Annotated in this window: 16 protein-coding genes; 13 read left to right on the top strand and 3 right to left on the bottom strand. The window is 62.3% G+C overall.

Translation table 11 applies throughout. The features are described from left to right. The first annotated feature begins 31 nt into the window (after positions 1-31). Positions 32-1,000, top strand: coding sequence for a diaminopimelate epimerase (gene dapF, locus AC1DD7_RS02020; RefSeq protein WP_477513585.1), 969 nt, complete (start codon positions 32-34; stop codon positions 998-1,000). On the opposite strand, the gene AC1DD7_RS02015 is transcribed toward dapF, so the two are convergent. Beyond that, positions 981-1,595 carry a class I SAM-dependent methyltransferase gene (locus tag AC1DD7_RS02015; protein WP_431119510.1) on the bottom strand — a complete coding sequence of 205 codons (615 nt, stop codon included), beginning with the start codon at positions 1,593-1,595 and terminating at the stop codon, positions 981-983. The two genes, dapF and AC1DD7_RS02015, sit on opposite strands and share 20 nt — an antisense overlap. Positions 1,596-2,089: 494 nt before the next feature. Here AC1DD7_RS02015 and hflX point away from each other — a divergent pair, with 494 nt between their 5' ends. Beyond that, on the top strand, positions 2,090-3,652 hold the full coding sequence (gene hflX, locus AC1DD7_RS02010) for a GTPase HflX (RefSeq protein ID WP_477513584.1): 1,563 nt from the start codon (positions 2,090-2,092) through the stop codon (positions 3,650-3,652). Beyond that, positions 3,645-5,702 carry an ATP-dependent DNA helicase gene (locus AC1DD7_RS02005; protein ID WP_216925250.1) on the top strand — a complete coding sequence of 686 codons (2,058 nt, stop codon included), beginning with the start codon at positions 3,645-3,647 and terminating at the stop codon, positions 5,700-5,702. Before hflX ends, AC1DD7_RS02005 begins: the two co-directional genes overlap by 8 nt. A 9-nt stretch (positions 5,703-5,711) precedes the next feature. Here AC1DD7_RS02005 and lexA read toward each other — a convergent pair whose 3' ends face one another. Next, positions 5,712-6,455: a transcriptional repressor LexA gene (gene lexA / locus AC1DD7_RS02000; protein ID WP_224093932.1), complete on the bottom strand. Its 744-nt coding sequence runs from the start codon at positions 6,453-6,455 to the stop codon at positions 5,712-5,714. Positions 6,456-6,810: 355 nt separating this feature from the next. Here lexA and AC1DD7_RS01995 point away from each other — a divergent pair, with 355 nt between their 5' ends. The 8 genes from AC1DD7_RS01995 (at position 6,811) to AC1DD7_RS01960 (ending at position 12,970) form a co-directional block, all read left to right on the top strand. Beyond that, on the top strand, positions 6,811-7,170 hold the full coding sequence (locus AC1DD7_RS01995; protein ID WP_477513583.1) for a LysM peptidoglycan-binding domain-containing protein: 360 nt from the start codon (positions 6,811-6,813) through the stop codon (positions 7,168-7,170). Positions 7,171-7,247: 77 nt separating this feature from the next. Continuing rightward, a complete protein-coding gene (locus AC1DD7_RS01990) occupies positions 7,248-8,366 on the top strand; it encodes a histidinol-phosphate transaminase (RefSeq protein ID WP_477513582.1) in 1,119 nt (372 codons plus the stop codon). 46 nt (positions 8,367-8,412) lie between these two features. After that, the gene (gene hisB, locus AC1DD7_RS01985) at positions 8,413-9,039 is read left to right on the top strand and encodes an imidazoleglycerol-phosphate dehydratase HisB (protein ID WP_216925246.1); all 627 of its coding nucleotides are present in this window, start codon (positions 8,413-8,415) and stop codon (positions 9,037-9,039) included. Further along, positions 9,036-9,797 (top strand): imidazole glycerol phosphate synthase subunit HisH, encoded by a 762-nt coding sequence (gene hisH, locus AC1DD7_RS01980; RefSeq protein ID WP_477513581.1) that lies wholly within the window; start codon positions 9,036-9,038, stop codon positions 9,795-9,797. Before hisB ends, hisH begins: the two co-directional genes overlap by 4 nt. Next, positions 9,798-9,956, top strand: coding sequence for a hypothetical protein (locus AC1DD7_RS01975; RefSeq protein WP_216925244.1), 159 nt, complete (start codon positions 9,798-9,800; stop codon positions 9,954-9,956). 34 nt (positions 9,957-9,990) lie between these two features. Continuing rightward, positions 9,991-10,734, top strand: coding sequence for a bifunctional 1-(5-phosphoribosyl)-5-((5-phosphoribosylamino)methylideneamino)imidazole-4-carboxamide isomerase/phosphoribosylanthranilate isomerase PriA (gene priA, locus AC1DD7_RS01970; RefSeq protein WP_442005806.1), 744 nt, complete (start codon positions 9,991-9,993; stop codon positions 10,732-10,734). Next, positions 10,734-11,612: an SseB family protein gene (locus AC1DD7_RS01965; protein ID WP_477513580.1), complete on the top strand. Its 879-nt coding sequence runs from the start codon at positions 10,734-10,736 to the stop codon at positions 11,610-11,612. The genes priA and AC1DD7_RS01965 overlap by 1 nt, the downstream gene beginning before the upstream one ends. A 53-nt stretch (positions 11,613-11,665) precedes the next feature. Further along, entirely contained in the window at positions 11,666-12,970 is a 1,305-nt protein-coding gene (locus AC1DD7_RS01960; RefSeq protein ID WP_477513579.1) for an MFS transporter, read from the top strand. Between the two features lie 104 nt (positions 12,971-13,074). On the opposite strand, the gene AC1DD7_RS01955 is transcribed toward AC1DD7_RS01960, so the two are convergent. Continuing rightward, entirely contained in the window at positions 13,075-13,479 is a 405-nt protein-coding gene (locus tag AC1DD7_RS01955) for a DUF1844 domain-containing protein (protein WP_477513578.1), read from the bottom strand. 382 nt (positions 13,480-13,861) lie between these two features. Here AC1DD7_RS01955 and infC point away from each other — a divergent pair, with 382 nt between their 5' ends. Then, positions 13,862-14,917 carry a translation initiation factor IF-3 gene (gene infC / locus AC1DD7_RS01950; protein WP_477513780.1) on the top strand — a complete coding sequence of 352 codons (1,056 nt, stop codon included), beginning with the start codon at positions 13,862-13,864 and terminating at the stop codon, positions 14,915-14,917. A 119-nt stretch (positions 14,918-15,036) separates the two neighbouring features. Beyond that, positions 15,037-15,231, top strand: a complete 195-nt coding sequence (rpmI, locus tag AC1DD7_RS01945) for a 50S ribosomal protein L35 (RefSeq protein WP_059387794.1) — start codon at positions 15,037-15,039, stop codon at positions 15,229-15,231. Positions 15,232-15,251 lie beyond the last annotated feature (20 nt).

Here is a 15,251-nt window from a genome sequence, read left to right as displayed (position 1 = left end):
GCCGAACCTGCCCGGCGGGTAGCCTAGTCCCATGGATCAAACCGCCGCAGTTCCCGCCCAGCAGTCCGCCGCTGCCGGCGCCCCCGTGCCCAATGCCAGCCTTTCCGGTTTGGCGTTTTCCAAGGGCCATGGAACGGGCAATGATTTCGTCCTGATTGCTGATCCCGGTGATGTCCACGAGATCTCTCCCGAGCAAGTAGCACAGCTGTGCGACAGGCATCGGGGTATAGGCGGTGATGGCCTTATCCGGGCTGTCCCATCCCGGTATTTGCCCGAAGGCCGCGTCCTGCTTGAACAGGACGACTCGGCGGAATGGTTCATGGACTACCGTAACGGCGACGGGTCACTGTCCGAGATGTGCGGCAACGGCGTCCGCGTCTTCGTGCACTTCCTGATCTCCCAAGGCTTGGTTGAGCTCGGGCCGGGTCAGTCCTTGACCATCGGAACACGCGGCGGCATTAAGAAGATTGTGCGCACGGCGGACGGCTATGCCGTGGATATGGGCCCTTGGGAATTCATTTTCCCTGCAGAAGCACAAAGCAAAGCCATGGATGCCCTGGTCAGCGCCGACGGTCTGGAGGTGGCCCGGCCCGGACTCTCAGTCAGCATGGGGAATCCGCACACGGTGGTAGCGCTTGCGGAGCTTAGCGAGCTCTCCGCCACGAAGTTGTTCACTGCGCCGGCAGTGGATCCCAAGCCTGCCAATGGCACCAATGTCGAGTTTGTAGTGCCCGCAGAGCCGCTGGTTCACGACGGCGTGGGAACCATCACCATGCGCGTCCACGAGCGCGGAGTCGGCGAAACCCAATCGTGTGGCACCGGGGCTTGTGCCGCCGCCGTCGCGATCCGTCATTGGGCTGGCAGCAGCGCCCCCAACTCTTGGCACGTCAACGTTCCCGGTGGCGTGGTGGATGTCAAGTTCTTCCCGGGGGAGGATGGCCGCGAACACGTTGAGCTCAGCGGCCCTGCAGTCATTGTGGCTAGTGGGACGCTTTCCTGACCCGAAGGATCCTGAAGGACTTCGAAGTGCTCTCGCGGGAGACTGTGAAGGACTTGTCCAGTTCGTTGGCCAGCCAGCGTTGGAGGGAGTCTGAGCCCAGGTTCTTCTGAACCACCATCCACGCGTTGCCGCCGGGTGCCAGCCGGGGCAGCCACGTCAGGAGCAGCGAGTGTAGTTCGTCCTTGCCGATGCGGATCGGCGGGTTGGACCAGATCGTATCGAATTCGACGCCGGGGTCTACCTCTTGCGGGAGGCTGGCCTTCACGTTGTTCAAGCCCAGGGCAACTGCGTTCTCATTGGTCAGGGCGATGCAGCGCTCGTTGACGTCCACGGCGTAGACCTGTGCCAGGGGCGCCATGAGCCCCATGGTGAGGGCAACGGGACCCCAACCGCACCCGATATCCAGCAGGTTGCCCCGGGGCGAAGGCGGTGGAACCTCGGCCAAAAGTACCTTGGTGCCCTTGTCCACACCGTCGGGGCTGAAGATGCCCGACGAGGTCTGCACATGGCGGGTAGCTCCAGCGAGTTCCACAGTGAGGGGCTTGCGGGTGAAGGGACCGGCCGGTTGGGCGCTGAAATAGTGTGCAGACTCCATAATTTGCCAGATTAGTTGGCTATCGGCGGCTTGGGAAACTGCCCTCTCGCAGGGACGGTTTGACAGTGCTGCTAATGTTGAAGGCATGTTCTTGATCTTTGAGTAATCAGCCCGAGCCGACCAAACACGTCGGCAAGGCACCTGCCCGCGATGCAGGCCCGCTTGGCGTACCAGCCCAGCGCATGGCCATTCCGCCCGCAGGTTCCGTCCGGCAGACTCCGCACCTCCCATTGTTGGTTGATCGCGGTTGCTCAGTAGAACATGTCCCACCCCAGCTGTCGCGAAAGCAGTGGCCCAGCCATCTGCTGTTAGCTCCTGGCTTATGGTTTGGCGATGAATTCTCCTGCAGGACAGGACCTCCCGCGGACCAACCCGCTCGATTCAAGCACCACAGGAGGCCCTATATGGCCGAAGCTCGTCAGCCCACCGCGAATACCGTCCCATTGGACACCAAACAGCACTATTCTGGATATGCCGAACAGTCTAAGGAGACCATGACCACCCAGAAGCACTCCGGATCCGATTCCGACGCCCAGGACATGAGTCCTGAACAAATCCAGGCCGTCATCGACCGGATTCTTTCCAAGGATGTACCCGCACAGGCATCCGATGACAATGATGCCAAAGGCGTTTTCGGCAGGGCACAAGCGATCTCCACGCTTGACCACGAACACAGCATTTACGACGGCGACCAGGAAGACCTGGCCGAGCGCCGTGCCCTCCGCCGTACCGCGGGCCTTTCCACCGAACTCGAAGACGTCACCGAGGTTGAATACCGGCAGCTGCGTCTGGAGCGCGTTGTCCTGGCTGGCCTGTGGACAGAAGGTACTTTGGCTGACGCCGAGAATTCGCTCCGCGAACTCGCAGCACTGGCAGAAACTGCCGGATCCGAGGTCCTTGACGGCCTGGTTCAGCGCCGCACGAAGCCGGATCCCGGAACGTTCCTTGGGTCGGGCAAGGCCCAGGAACTCAAGGACATCGTGGCCGCCACGGGAGCCGATACCGTGGTGGTCGACACCGAGCTTTCCCCCTCGCAGCGACGCGGACTTGAGGACATCGTCAAGGTCAAGGTGGTGGACAGGACCACGCTGATCCTGGATATCTTCGCCCAGCATGCAAAGAGCCGTGAAGGTAAGGCACAGGTTGAGCTCGCACAGCTCGAGTACCTGCTCCCCAGGCTTCGTGGTTGGGGTGACTCCATGTCCCGCCAGGCCGGTGGCCAGGTGGGTGGAGCCGGTGCCGGGATGGGTTCCCGTGGTCCCGGTGAAACAAAGATCGAACTCGATCGCCGCAGGATCCGGACACGCATGGCCAAGCTCCGCCGGGAGATTGCTGCCATGAAGCCGGCGCGCGAGACCAAGCGGGCCAACCGCCGTCGTAATGCCGTACCTTCGGTTGCCATCGCCGGCTACACCAACGCTGGAAAGTCCTCCCTCCTGAACCGTCTGACCGATGCTGGAGTGCTGGTGGAAAACGCCCTGTTCGCCACCCTGGACCCGACTGTCAGGAAGGCACAGACGCCGGATGGCATCGGCTACACGTTGGCTGACACCGTTGGATTCGTCCGCTCGCTGCCTACGCAGCTGGTGGAAGCCTTCCGCTCCACCCTGGAGGAAGTAGCGGACGCAGACTTGATCCTGCATGTCGTGGATGCCTCCCACCCGGACCCGGAAGGGCAAATCGCGGCAGTGCGTGCTGTCTTCACCGAGGTCGACGCCCGCAAGGTCCCGGAAATCATCGTCCTGAACAAGGTGGACGTAGCGGATCCTTTCGTCGTGGAACGCCTGAAGCAGAAGGAGCCGCGGCACGCCGTGGTTTCCACCCGCACGGGCCAGGGCATTCCTGAACTCCTGGAAGAGGTCAGCCGGTCCATTCCCCGGCCGGGAGTCCGCCTCGAGGTGCTGATCCCGTATGACCGCGGCGACATGGTCAACAAGCTGCACAACTCCGATTCGGAAATCCTGAGCCTCGAGCACGAGGAAAACGGAACCCGCGTGGTGGCCATGGTTCGTGAAGGATTGGCCGCCGAGCTGGAGTCATTCGTCAGCAATGGTTGAGAAGGTGGCGGCGGACGTCGTCGAGTCAGTGGGGGAGAAGTTCACCCTCGAGCTGTTGGACAAAGCTGTTGCCGGGATGGGCGGTCAAAGCCGTTCAGGCCAGCACGAGATGGCAAGGCAAGTCACCAGGGCCATCGAGTCCGGTGAACATTTGCTGGTCCAGGCGGGAACGGGAACGGGTAAGTCTTTGGCTTACCTGATTCCGTTAATCGCACATTCCATGGACAGCGACAAACCCACGCTCGTGTCCACCGCTACCTTGGCCCTGCAAACACAGATTGTGGGCAGGGACCTGCCCCGGCTGTTGGAGACCATAAGCCCGGCCCTTGAGCGTCCCGTGAACGTGGCACTCGTCAAGGGCCGGGCAAATTATGTTTGCCTGCAAAAGCTGGAGGGCGGCTTCCCCAGCGAAGAGCCGTCCGAGGGCCAACTTTTTTCCCTGGGTGAGGACACCAGCGTGCCGCATTTCGCAGCGGCGGTTGGCGGCCCGTCGTCGCAATTGGGTAAGGAAGTGGTCCGGCTCCGTGAATGGGCCGAAAAGACGGCCACAGGCGACCGCGATGAACTGATGCCGGGCGTTACCGACCGCGCCTGGAGGCAGGTCTCCGTGACGTCCATGGAGTGCCTGGGAGCGCAAAAATGCCCCCTTGCCGAGGAGTGCTTCAGCGAGCAGGCACGGGCCAGAGCGGCTGAGGCCGACGTCGTGGTGACCAACCATGCCATGCTGGCCGTCAGTGCCTTCGAAGGACTTGCTGTCCTGCCCGAGTACGACGTCGTGGTGGTTGACGAAGCGCATGAGCTGCAGGACCGGGTCACGGGGGCCGTTACAGGTCAGCTGTCCGTGGCAATGGTGCATGCTGCCGCTTCGAGCGCGCGCAAACACACTGCTATTACCGTAGACGCCCTGAACGCGGCAGCCGATCGACTGGACATGGCCATTGCCGGAGTCCCCAACGGTCTGCTGCCCAATGGGCTCAACGACGAACAACTGGACTGCCTGGACCAACTGCGCGATGCCACACGCGCCGCACTGTCTGACTCGAAGACTGACTCTTCAAACGCGGTCGACGGCGGCAGGCAGCTTGCGCGCTCACGGCTCATGCTCATTCTGGAACTGTGCGAGCGGATGCTCGCAGCCAAGGAGAACCGTGAAGTGGTGTGGTTCTCCAGGAACAGCACCTTCGATCCCCAGCAGGGGTACTCGCACCCGGACGAGACCGCGCCCGCACTGATCAACATCGCCCCGCTTAGCGTTGCTGGCCGGCTGCGGGAAGGCCTTTTCGCGGGGCACACAGTGGTGCTTACTTCTGCCACGCTGGCTATTGGATCCGCCTTTGAGCCCGCAGCAGGTGGCCTGGGCCTCATTGGAGATGGTGCGCCCAGCTGGACCGGGTTGGACGTCGGATCGCCTTTTGATTATCCGAAGCAGGGTGTCCTTTACGTGGCCAAGCACCTGCCCAAGCCCGGCAGGGGCACTTCTCCCGAGGCACTGGATGAGCTTGAAGACCTCATCCGTGCATCCGGTGGGGGAGCCCTGTGCCTGTTCTCCTCACGTCGGGCGGCCGAGGAAGCCGCAGACGCGATGCGGCCACGGCTGGATGTGGACATCCTCTGCCAGGGGGAATCCACTATGGCAGCACTGGTGAAGCAGTTTGCCGATGAACCGGACACCTGCCTCTTCGGCACCATGTCCCTGTGGCAGGGCGTGGACGTCCCTGGCGGTTCATGCCGCCTTGTGGTGATTGACCGCATTCCGTTCCCGAGGCCCGATGACCCGCTGATGACCGCACGCTCGCGAGCCGTTGCACAGTCCGGGGGCAACGGGTTCATGGCGGTGTCAGCTACCCACGCGGCAATTCGTCTTGCACAGGGAGCAGGACGCCTTATTCGCTCCACCGGCGACAAAGGCGTGGTCGCTGTCCTGGACTCACGGCTTTCCACCGAACGGTACGGCGGGTTCCTGCGTGCCGCTTTGCCGCCATTTTGGGCAACGACGGACCGCAACGTGGTGCGCGGCGTCCTGGAACGCTTGGGCGCAAAGAAAACGTAGGCGAACGCCCTAGAGGGAGCGCAGGACCGAGACGACCTTGCCCATAATGGTGGCTTGGTCTCCAAGTATCGGCTCGTACTGCGTGTTCTGGGGGAGCAGCCAGGTGTGGCCGTCCCGCTGGCGGAAGGTTTTTACTGTGGCTTCGTCATCCAGGAGTGCTGCCACGATGTCACCGTTGATGGCGTCATTCTGGCGGCGGACAACCACCCAGTCACCGTCACAAATTGCGGCATCGATCATTGAGTCCCCAGCGACCTTCAGCATGAACAGTTCGCCGTGGCCCACCAGTTGCCGGGGCAGGGGCAAGACGTCCTCAATAGTCTGGTCGGCCAGGATGGGCCCACCGGCTGCGATGCGTCCTACCAAGGGCACCATCGCGGTGTCGCTGGCGCTGGCCAATTCCGTCACGGCAAGTCCACCTGCGCTGCGCAGTGTAGTAGCTGCTTCAACTCCGGGAATTGTGCCGCCGTCAAGGGTCAAAGGCATGAGTACTTCCATGGCGCGGGGGCGCTTGGGATCTCTGCGCAAGTAGCCGAGCTTCTCCAACTGGGAGAGCTGGTGCGTGACGCTGGAGAGGCTCGCGAGACCAACGGTGTCGCCAATCTCGCGCATGCTGGGCGGATACCCGTTGTCATTGACAGAGCGCTGGATGGTTTCCAGGATTTTCTTCTGCCGGACAGTCAGGCTTTTGGGACTCTTTTGAGGCTGCTGGCTCCGCAGGGGTGCCCCGCCGCCGGTGGCTTTCGCTGCCATGTTCGCCATTGCCCTTCCGTTCCGCCCGGTCACGGTCTGAAGTGCGCCCGGGGATGTTGGATCTGAAAAAATGTCAGACCCTCCTGTTCCACTGAAACAGTGCCTGTTTCTTCACTCAAACCTAGGCCAGGCACAGGCGTTTATCAAACATTCGTTCTAGCGAGTCTCGACACCGTTCGTTGATAAGTGCTAAAAATGTCATAGCAAGGTTCGAATATGTGTTCTATAAAAGTTGAACGCAGTTCGGATGTTCGAAGAAAGTGTTCGAACATCCGGGCCGGGTACAACGAGCACAAGGAATTGGCAGCCGGCAACGGGCATCCGATGCAGGCAATCGCTCAGAAGGGCTCAGCTCATGTCCGCAATCTCAACGTTCCATGAATTCCGCAACACTCCGGCTCCTGCGCGTCTCCGGCTAACCCAACGCGGCAGGATCGTCTTCTTCGGAATTCCCACCATGCTGCTCCTTGCCGCGCTGCTGAGCCTTGCCGGCTTCATCAACTCCCCGGCCAAAGCTTCTGATTCCCAAGGCCAGCTGCGGCCGCCGGTGGCCGTTACGGTGACTGTCCAGCCCGGGCAGTCCCTGTGGGGCATCGCCGGTGCGGCCGCGCCGGAGCGGGACCCTCGTGATGTCATTGCAGAAATCATCCAGTTGAACGATCTCCGCGGGGGACGCATCCAGCCTGGCCAGCAGCTGTTCGTTCCCGCCAATTGAGCGGCCAGGGTGCTATGGGTCACCGTCCCTGGCGTCACAGTTACTCTGCAGTCGCACCGGCACCTTAAACTGTCTTGGTGAGTGACCAGCTTGAGCGACTTGACCGACTTCCCCTCCGGACCAACCTGCGTGGACTGAGCCCCTACGGCGCACCGCAGCTTGATGTCCCCATTTTGCTCAACGTCAACGAGAACACCCATGGCGTGCCGGCCGATGTGCAAGCGGCCATTACCGAGGCTGTTGCGGCCGCGGCCACAGGCTTGAACCGATACCCTGACCGCGAGTTCACCGAACTTCGTGAATCCCTCGCCGATTACCTCGGACACGGGCTTTCCGCGGAGAATATCTGGGCAGCCAACGGCTCCAACGAGGTCCTGCAGCAGATTCTGCAGGCCTTCGGAGGTCCAGGGCGCAAGGCGCTGGGCTTCCCTCCCACATATTCCATGTACCCGCTGCTTGCCAGTGGCACGGACACCGAGTACGTCCGTGGAGTGCGGGCTGATGACTATGGCCTGGATGCCGCTTCTGCTGCTGCCCAGGTGAAGGAGACTGGCGCAAATATCGTGTTCTTGTGCTCTCCGAACAACCCCACAGGAACGGGACTGGGCTTGGACGTGGTCGAAGCCGTGTACGAAGCCGGCGAGGCCAGCCAAGCCATCGTCATCGTGGACGAGGCCTACCACGAGTTCGCGCACGACAACACGCCGAGTGCGCTGACGCTGCTTCCCGGGCGGGAGCGTTTGATCGTCTCGCGCACCATGAGCAAGGCCTTTGCCCTGGCAGGTGCGCGCCTGGGCTACATGGCTGCCGCACCTGAAGTTACCGATGCCATCAGGCTCGTTCGGCTGCCGTACCACCTCTCAGCCGTCACGCAAGCCACGGCCCTGGCCGCCCTCAACCACCGTGAAGCGCTCATGGCCGACGTCGAGGACATCAAGGTCCAACGGGACCGGATTGTGACCGAGCTCCTCCGAATGGGACTCAAGCCGGCAGCCTCGGACTCAAACTACGTGTTCTTCGGTGGGCTTTCGAACCCGCACGCGATCTGGCAGGGCTTGCTGAATGCGGGCGTCCTGATCCGCGACGTCGGCATTCCAGGGCACCTGCGGGTGACTGCGGGAACAGAAAAGGAAACAACGGCCTTCCTTGAGGCCTTGGAAGCCCTTCTGGACAGCCCTGCGTCCCAGCCCAACTAAACTTGTCAATAGACCCACCCCATTCTTCGTGTATAAGGACGTCCCAATGAGCGAAACCGGCGCCAAGCCGTCCGCTGACCGCACTGCGCGCATGGAGCGCACCACCAGCGAATCCTCCGTCCTGGTGGAGATCAACCTGGATGGCACCGGTGTCTCGGACATCAGCACCACGGTTCCCTTCTATGACCACATGCTGACGGCGTTGTGCAAGCACTCCCTGATTGACATGACCGTCAAAGCCACGGGTGACACCCACATTGATGCCCACCACACCGTGGAGGATGTGGCCATTACCTTTGGTGAGGTCCTGCGTACTGCCTTGGGCAACAAAGCCGGAATCCGCCGCTTCGGCGAAGCAACGGTTCCTTTGGACGAAGCCTTGGCGCACGCTGTCGTGGATGTTTCGGGGCGCCCATATCTGGTGCACGGAGGAGAACCTGCAGGGCAGGAATACCACCTGATCGGTGGCCACTTCACGGGTTCGCTGACCCGTCACGTCTTTGAGGCCATCACGTTGCACGCCGGTATCTGCCTGCACATGAACGTTCTTGCAGGCCGCGATCCGCACCACATCGTTGAGGCCCAGTTCAAAGCCTTTGCCCGGGCTCTTCGCTCGGCAGTGGAGTCGGATCCCCGCGTCGAGGGCATTCCATCCACCAAGGGGGCGCTATGAGTGGGCAAATCCTGAAGGACGGTGCGGTTACTGACGCTTCGGCTACCGTCAAGCCGGAGTCGCCTGAAGGTAAGCCCACGGTTACGGTGCTGGACTACGGTTCGGGCAACGTCCGTTCGGCCGTTCGCGCCCTTGAGCGTGCAGGCGCCGAGGTGGTTCTCAGCTCCAAGCCTGAGGACGTGCTGAATGCCGACGGGCTGCTGGTCCCCGGCGTGGGTGCCTTTGAAACGGTGATGAGGGAACTCAAGGCCGTCGATGCCATCCGCATGATTGGCCGCCGCGTCGCAGGTGGACGGCCCGTCCTGGCAATCTGCGTTGGGCTGCAGGTGCTCTTCGAAGCCGGAGTCGAGCACGGCACCGAGTCCGAGGGCATGGCCGAATGGCCCGGCAAGGTTGAACTCCTTCCGGCCCCCGTGGTTCCCCACATGGGTTGGAACACGGTGGACGTGCCTGAAGGATCCAAACTTTTCGCAGGCGTCGAGCAGGAACGCTTCTACTTCGTGCACTCATACGGCGTGCAGGAGTGGAACTTCGACGTCGTTCAGCCCCGGATGACCCCACCTTTGGTGACGTGGTCCGAGCACGGTGCCCGCTTTATCGCTGCTGTTGAAAATGGCCCCCTGTGCGCAACCCAGTTCCACCCCGAGAAATCCGGAGACGCCGGGGCGCGCCTCCTGCGCAACTGGGTGGACGGGCTTCGCAAACCTGGATCCACGGTGGCACAGGCTCCGGCACCGGATGATCGTGGTGCAGCCTAAGTGTGGTCGGTAGTGCTTATGGGCCTTGCCGGCGTGCTGGTGGGTGGAGGTATCTCTTTCCACCAGCAGAAGAAGCCACTGTGGGTTTCCGTTTCCTTCTATGTGCTGGCGGGGATGTCCCTGCTTGCCGCCTATCTCCTGACGCTGCCGGGCAACTGAACGCCTCGCGTCCCCATCAACTCCTAGGACACACATGACCACCTCTGCCCAGTCCGTTCTGGAACTCCTCCCCGCTGTCGACATCGTTGATGGCCAGGCAGTCCGCCTGCTGCAAGGCGAGGCAGGCTCGGAAACCAGTTACGGAACGCCTCTGGAAGCCGCCCTGAACTGGCAGAACGCCGGTGCTGAGTGGGTGCACATGGTGGACCTCGACGCCGCTTTTGGCCGTGGGAACAACGCGGACCTCATCAGCGAGGTCGTTTCCCAGCTCAACGTCAAAGTTGAGTTGTCCGGCGGTCTGCGGGATGACGAGTCGCTGGAACGCGCCCTGGAATTGGGCGTGGAGCGGGTGAACCTCGGCACAGCAGCATTGGAGAACCCTGAATGGACACGGCGCGCCATTGACCGCTTCGGTGACAAGATCGCCGTCGGCCTCGATGTCCGTGGTACCACCCTGGCGGGTCGCGGCTGGACCAAAGAAGGCGGCGACCTCTGGGAAGTTCTTGCCCGCCTGGAGGACGCCGGTTGCGCACGCTACGTGGTCACCGACGTCACCAAAGACGGAACGCTGCAGGGCCCGAACGTTGACTTGCTGCGCCAGATGGTGCAGAAAACGGGCAAGCCCGTGGTGGCTTCAGGCGGTATCTCCAGCCTTGAAGATCTTCGCGTGCTCCGTGAACTCGTGCCCCTGGGCGTTGAGGGCGCGATTGTTGGCAAAGCCCTTTATGCAGGTGCTTTCACACTGCCCGAAGCCCTGGATGTAGCCGGTCGTCGCTGATGGCTGCTTCACGACGCGAACTTCCAGGCCATATTGCCGCTGCCTTGGCCGGCGCCGGCGGTGCCACGGACTCGGCGGGGCAACCCTGGGAAGGACGCAGCCTGAGTGGTGACGATGCCAGGATCCACAATTTCGAAGACGACGACGGTACGGCTGACTCCGGTTACCTCGCCGCCGTTGCTGCACTGCTGAACGGGACGGGCAGTGAGGCAGAGGTCGTAGCTTCACTCGCTACCGCCCGGGTCTTCGTTCCCGTGGTAGCCCAGCTCGCCGAGGAAGCTGAAGGCGTTGATGGGCTGCACGCGGACAAGCAGGCCGATATGGCTTTGGTCACACTCAAAGCTCCTGATGGCCGGAAGGCAATGCCGGTCTTCACCACGGCCGCCGCTCTTGAATCGTGGCATGCGGAGGCCCGGCCCGTAGCTGTTTATGCGGCAAGGGCGGCCCTTTCTGCCGTTTCAGAAGAGGCACAATTGTTGGTGCTGGACCCCGGTTCAGCGTTCACCTTCGTGGTTCGGCGGCCAGCCATGTGGGCGTTGGCGCAGCAGCGGGACTGGACGCCGTCATACCTTGATGATCAACTGGAGTTTGCTCTCGCTTCACAGGCCGAGGCGTTTCCGGCGGTGCGCCGGCTCGAAACACAGGCCGGTGGTGGCGTCGCTTCCCTGACTGCGGACGGCCGCACGGTCCCGGGCGGAGGCGCTGGCCCGGAACTGCGGATAGTGCTCTTCCTTGAGGACGGACTCGACGCCGCTGCCGTCCAATCGCTGGTGGCTGACCTGAACGAGGCGTGGGCGCAGGTGGAATCGTTTGCCGAGGGCGTCGATTCCATTGAAGTAAAACTGCAACGTGCGGCGCAGGAGCCTGGGCGGCACTAACGGCAGTACCCGTCCACCGGGGACTGCCCCGGGGGAACAAGAGGAATTAGCCCGTGAACTTCGCTCTCTACAAAGAGATGCTGTCCATCCGCCCTGTCCGGCGGCTCCTGCTGGTGGGCATGATCGCCCGCATTCCGCATTCGGCGGCTGGCGTGCTCCTGACGTTGCACATTGTCCTGTCGCTGGGGGAAGGGTATGCCGCCGCCGGCGCCGCTGCTGCCGTCATGACCATAGGCATTGCCTTGGGGGCGCCCTGGCGTGGTCGGCGCGTTGACATGGTGGGCCTGCGGAAAGCCCTGATCCCATCCGTCATCTCGGAAACAGTGATTTGGTCAATTGTTCCGCACGTCCCGTACGCCTGGCTGCTTCCCTTGGTCTTTGTGGGGGGCTTGTTCACGTTGCCGATCTTCAGCGTGGTCCGTCAATCTCTGGGTGTCATGGTGGACGGCGACCAGCGACGCTCGGCGTTTGCGCTCGATTCCATCGCTACTGAGCTCGTGTTCATGATTGGTCCCGCCGTTGGTGCGATCGTCGCCACGAGCGGCTTCTCGGCCGTGGGACTCACCGCGGTGGGAATTTCTGTCTCCGTGGCTGGCCTGTTTTTGATCTGGTTCAACCCTCCGACCCGCAGCGATGCCAATTGCACTCCGGAGGAATCCGCGGCACGGGCCGCCGCGGACCTTGCCGCTGCCGAGGCGGCCATGGTGGCCTCCGCACCGGGCCATGTGCAGGAGGCGGCGTCTGAAATGGCGCCGGCGGCCACGTCCCGCACAGGAGGACTTCGGAACCGCGTGGCCCGCAATTTCACGTGGTTTACGGTTTCCGTTGCGGCACTTTTCGCCGTAGCTGCGGGATCGGGGATGGTACTTAGCGGCTCGGACGTCAGTATTGTTGGCCTGTTGGAGCGCGGCGGCCACCAGAACGAGATTGGCATCGTCTTCTTCTTCTGGTGTGCGGCATCGGTTGTGGGTGGACTCATCTACGGAGCCATGAATCGCTCGGTCTCTCCCATGCTGCTGTTGTTGGGCATGGCCGCGCTCACCATCCCGATGGGTTTCGCACACGATACCTGGACGCTGGCGGTGCTCTCGATTCTCCCTGGCCTTCTTTGCGCTCCGGTGTTGTCGGCGTCATCGGAGAAGGTGGCGGACCTCGTAGATGAGGAACGACGCGGCGAGGCCATGGGCTGGTATGGATCCGCGCTGACGGCCGGGATTGCCTTCGGCGCGCCGCTAGCCGGGATTTTTATTGACACTGTTGGGCCGTCCGGAGGTTTTGCCTCCGTCGGTTCCGCGGGAGTCGTACTGTGCATCGCGGGATTCGCCCTCATGTCCAGGCGGCGCCGCGCCCGGGTGTAGCTCCAGCGTCGGTAAATCTTCAGTAATCGCACGGCATTAACGACGACGGCGGCCCGACCACATGTGGTCGGGCCGCCGTCGTATGTACTTGGGGCAGTTCCTGGCTAGTTCACCGGCCTGGTGAACTTCTCACCGGGGCCCTTGCCCGGTGCGTCGGGGATAAGGGAAGCTTCGCGGAAAGCCAACTGGAGGGAGCGCAGTCCATCACGCAAGGGCCCGGCATGCTGCGAACCGATTTCGGGGGCAGCCGCCGTTACGAGGCCGGCCAATGCCGTGATGAGCTTGCGGGCCTCGTCCAGGTCTTTGAGGTCTTCTGCGTTGGGGTCATCGGCGAGGCCGACCTTCACAGCTGCGGCGCTCATCAGGTGGACCGCGCCGGTGGTGATGACTTCTACTGCCGGAACTTCCGCGATGTCACGGATCTGCTGGGATACCCCGGCATCGGCGGCGGGGGCTGTGGCGGTGTCCTCGGAGTAGGAGTTGCGCGAATTGCTGTCTTCAGTGCTCATACTGGTAAGCTTGTCATAGACCGACTGGAAGTCGTTATTCGCATTAAATGCTCCCGCCGCGTGCAATGTGCGCTTGGCGGGTTATTTCTGTAGAATTGATTTTCAGTTTGCAAGCGGAGTTCTCTCCCACCCGCGTCAGCCGTTTTCCCTTCGGGGAGCAGGATTCCTTCACGGAACAAGAGGTTGCCGGGTACAGGTCGGACACTCGGAGGCGTAGCCTCCGGAGTGCGTGCTTCTCTTCAAGGGAGCACACCCGATCCTTGAGGCCTTCGATTGCACCAGCAATTGGAGGCCTTCTCTATTTGCCGGTGAAACTCACCACAACCACAGGAGCTTTAACATTAGCGAGCCAAGAATCAATGAGCGTATCCGCGTCCCCGAGGTGCGGTTGGTCGGCCCTGCCGGCGAACAGGTAGGAATCGTCCGCATCGAGGACGCCCTGCGTCTTGCTGCCGAATCCGATCTCGATCTCGTTGAAGTTGCCCCGCAGGCTAAGCCTCCTGTTTGCAAGTTGATGGACTTCGGCAAGTACAAGTACGAAGCTGCCGTGAAGGCGCGCGAGGCCCGCAAGAACCAGACCAACACGGTTCTGAAGGAAATCCGTTTCCGCCTCAAGATCGACAAGCACGACTACGAAACCAAGCGCGGACACGCACTTCGCTTCCTCGGCGCCGGTGACAAGGTCAAGGCCATGATCCAGTTCCGTGGCCGCGAGCAGCAGCGTCCGGAGATGGGTATCCGCCTGCTTCAGAAGTTTGCTGAAGACGTTGCCGAGGTGGGCATTGTTGAGTCCAGCCCGCGTATCGATGGCCGCAACATGGTCATGGTGATCGGTCCGCTGAAGAACAAGGCCGAAGCCAAGGCTGAAGCCCGGCGTGCAGCCCAGCGTGCTGAAGCCAAGGCCCAGAATGAGGCCAAGGCAACCGGACGCGTGGACACCACGGGTGACCAGGCTCCGCTGACGCAGACCCTGGGCGACCTTCTTCCGGCAGGCCTGCTGGCTTCCGAAGAAGAGCCCAAGCAAGAGGCTGTGGAGGCTTCCGAGGTTGAAGCACCTGTTGCCGAAGAGGCTCCGGTTGTTGAAGAAGCTGAGGAAGCTCCGGTTGTTGAAGAAGCGCCCGTAGCTGAAGAAGATCCGGCAGTCGAAGAGGCTCCCGTAGTCGAAGAGGCTCCGGTTGTTGAAGAAGCTCCGGTAGTCGAAGAAGCACCCGTGGTTGAGGAAGCCCCGGCTGTGAAGGCTCCACCGGCGGAGAAAGCCCCGGCCCCCAAGGCAGCCCCCGCACCGGCAGCTCCGAGGCCAGCTGTTCCGGCTGCTGCCCCGAAGCCTGCAGTTCCTTCGGCTCCGAAGCCCGTCGCCAAGCCGGCGGCTCCCAAGCCGGCAGCTCGGCCCGCAGCCCCCAAGGCTGCGCCGAAGCCTGCATCACGCAAGACCAACTAGTTCAACGCCGCGGCGGCCCTGGCCTCCAACGGCAAGCAACCAGCACGCCGGCCCTTGTAGGCCGGCTGCACGAAAGAACTGCGGACTTTGTCCGTGGACACGTAAGGAGATCGGTTCCCATGCCGAAGATGAAGACCCACAGCGGTGCTAAGAAGCGCTTCAAGCTGACCGGTACCGGCAAGCTGAAGCGTCAGCAGGCCAACCGCCGCCACTACCTGGAGCACAAGTCCTCCACGCTGACCCGTCGCCTCGCCGGCGACAAGATCGTCTTCAAGGGCGATGCCAAGGTCATCAAGAAGATGCTCGGCGTCTAAGTTCCAAGTTCTTTGGTTGC

This window comes from Paenarthrobacter sp. 10L412, from assembly GCF_056395565.1.
The sequence above is the reverse complement of the archived record's forward strand: the minus strand, read 5'-3'. Positions and strand labels throughout refer to the sequence as shown.

Excerpts from the sequence above, each read along its gene's own strand:
- dapF (WP_477513585.1), top strand. The coding sequence starts at position 32 with ATGGATCAAACCGCCGCAGTTCCCGCCCAGCAGTCCGCCGCTGCCGGC.
- AC1DD7_RS02015 (WP_431119510.1), bottom strand. The coding sequence starts at position 1,595 with ATGGAGTCTGCACACTATTTCAGCGCCCAACCGGCCGGTCCCTTCACC.
- hflX (WP_477513584.1), top strand. The coding sequence starts at position 2,090 with ATGACCACCCAGAAGCACTCCGGATCCGATTCCGACGCCCAGGACATG.
- AC1DD7_RS02005 (WP_216925250.1), top strand. The coding sequence starts at position 3,645 with ATGGTTGAGAAGGTGGCGGCGGACGTCGTCGAGTCAGTGGGGGAGAAG.
- lexA (WP_224093932.1), bottom strand. The coding sequence starts at position 6,455 with ATGGCAGCGAAAGCCACCGGCGGCGGGGCACCCCTGCGGAGCCAGCAG.
- AC1DD7_RS01995 (WP_477513583.1), top strand. The coding sequence starts at position 6,811 with ATGTCCGCAATCTCAACGTTCCATGAATTCCGCAACACTCCGGCTCCT.
- hisB (WP_216925246.1), top strand. The coding sequence starts at position 8,413 with ATGAGCGAAACCGGCGCCAAGCCGTCCGCTGACCGCACTGCGCGCATG.
- hisH (WP_477513581.1), top strand. The coding sequence starts at position 9,036 with ATGAGTGGGCAAATCCTGAAGGACGGTGCGGTTACTGACGCTTCGGCT.
- priA (WP_442005806.1), top strand. The coding sequence starts at position 9,991 with ATGACCACCTCTGCCCAGTCCGTTCTGGAACTCCTCCCCGCTGTCGAC.
- AC1DD7_RS01965 (WP_477513580.1), top strand. The coding sequence starts at position 10,734 with ATGGCTGCTTCACGACGCGAACTTCCAGGCCATATTGCCGCTGCCTTG.
- AC1DD7_RS01955 (WP_477513578.1), bottom strand. The coding sequence starts at position 13,479 with ATGAGCACTGAAGACAGCAATTCGCGCAACTCCTACTCCGAGGACACC.
- rpmI (WP_059387794.1), top strand. The coding sequence starts at position 15,037 with ATGCCGAAGATGAAGACCCACAGCGGTGCTAAGAAGCGCTTCAAGCTG.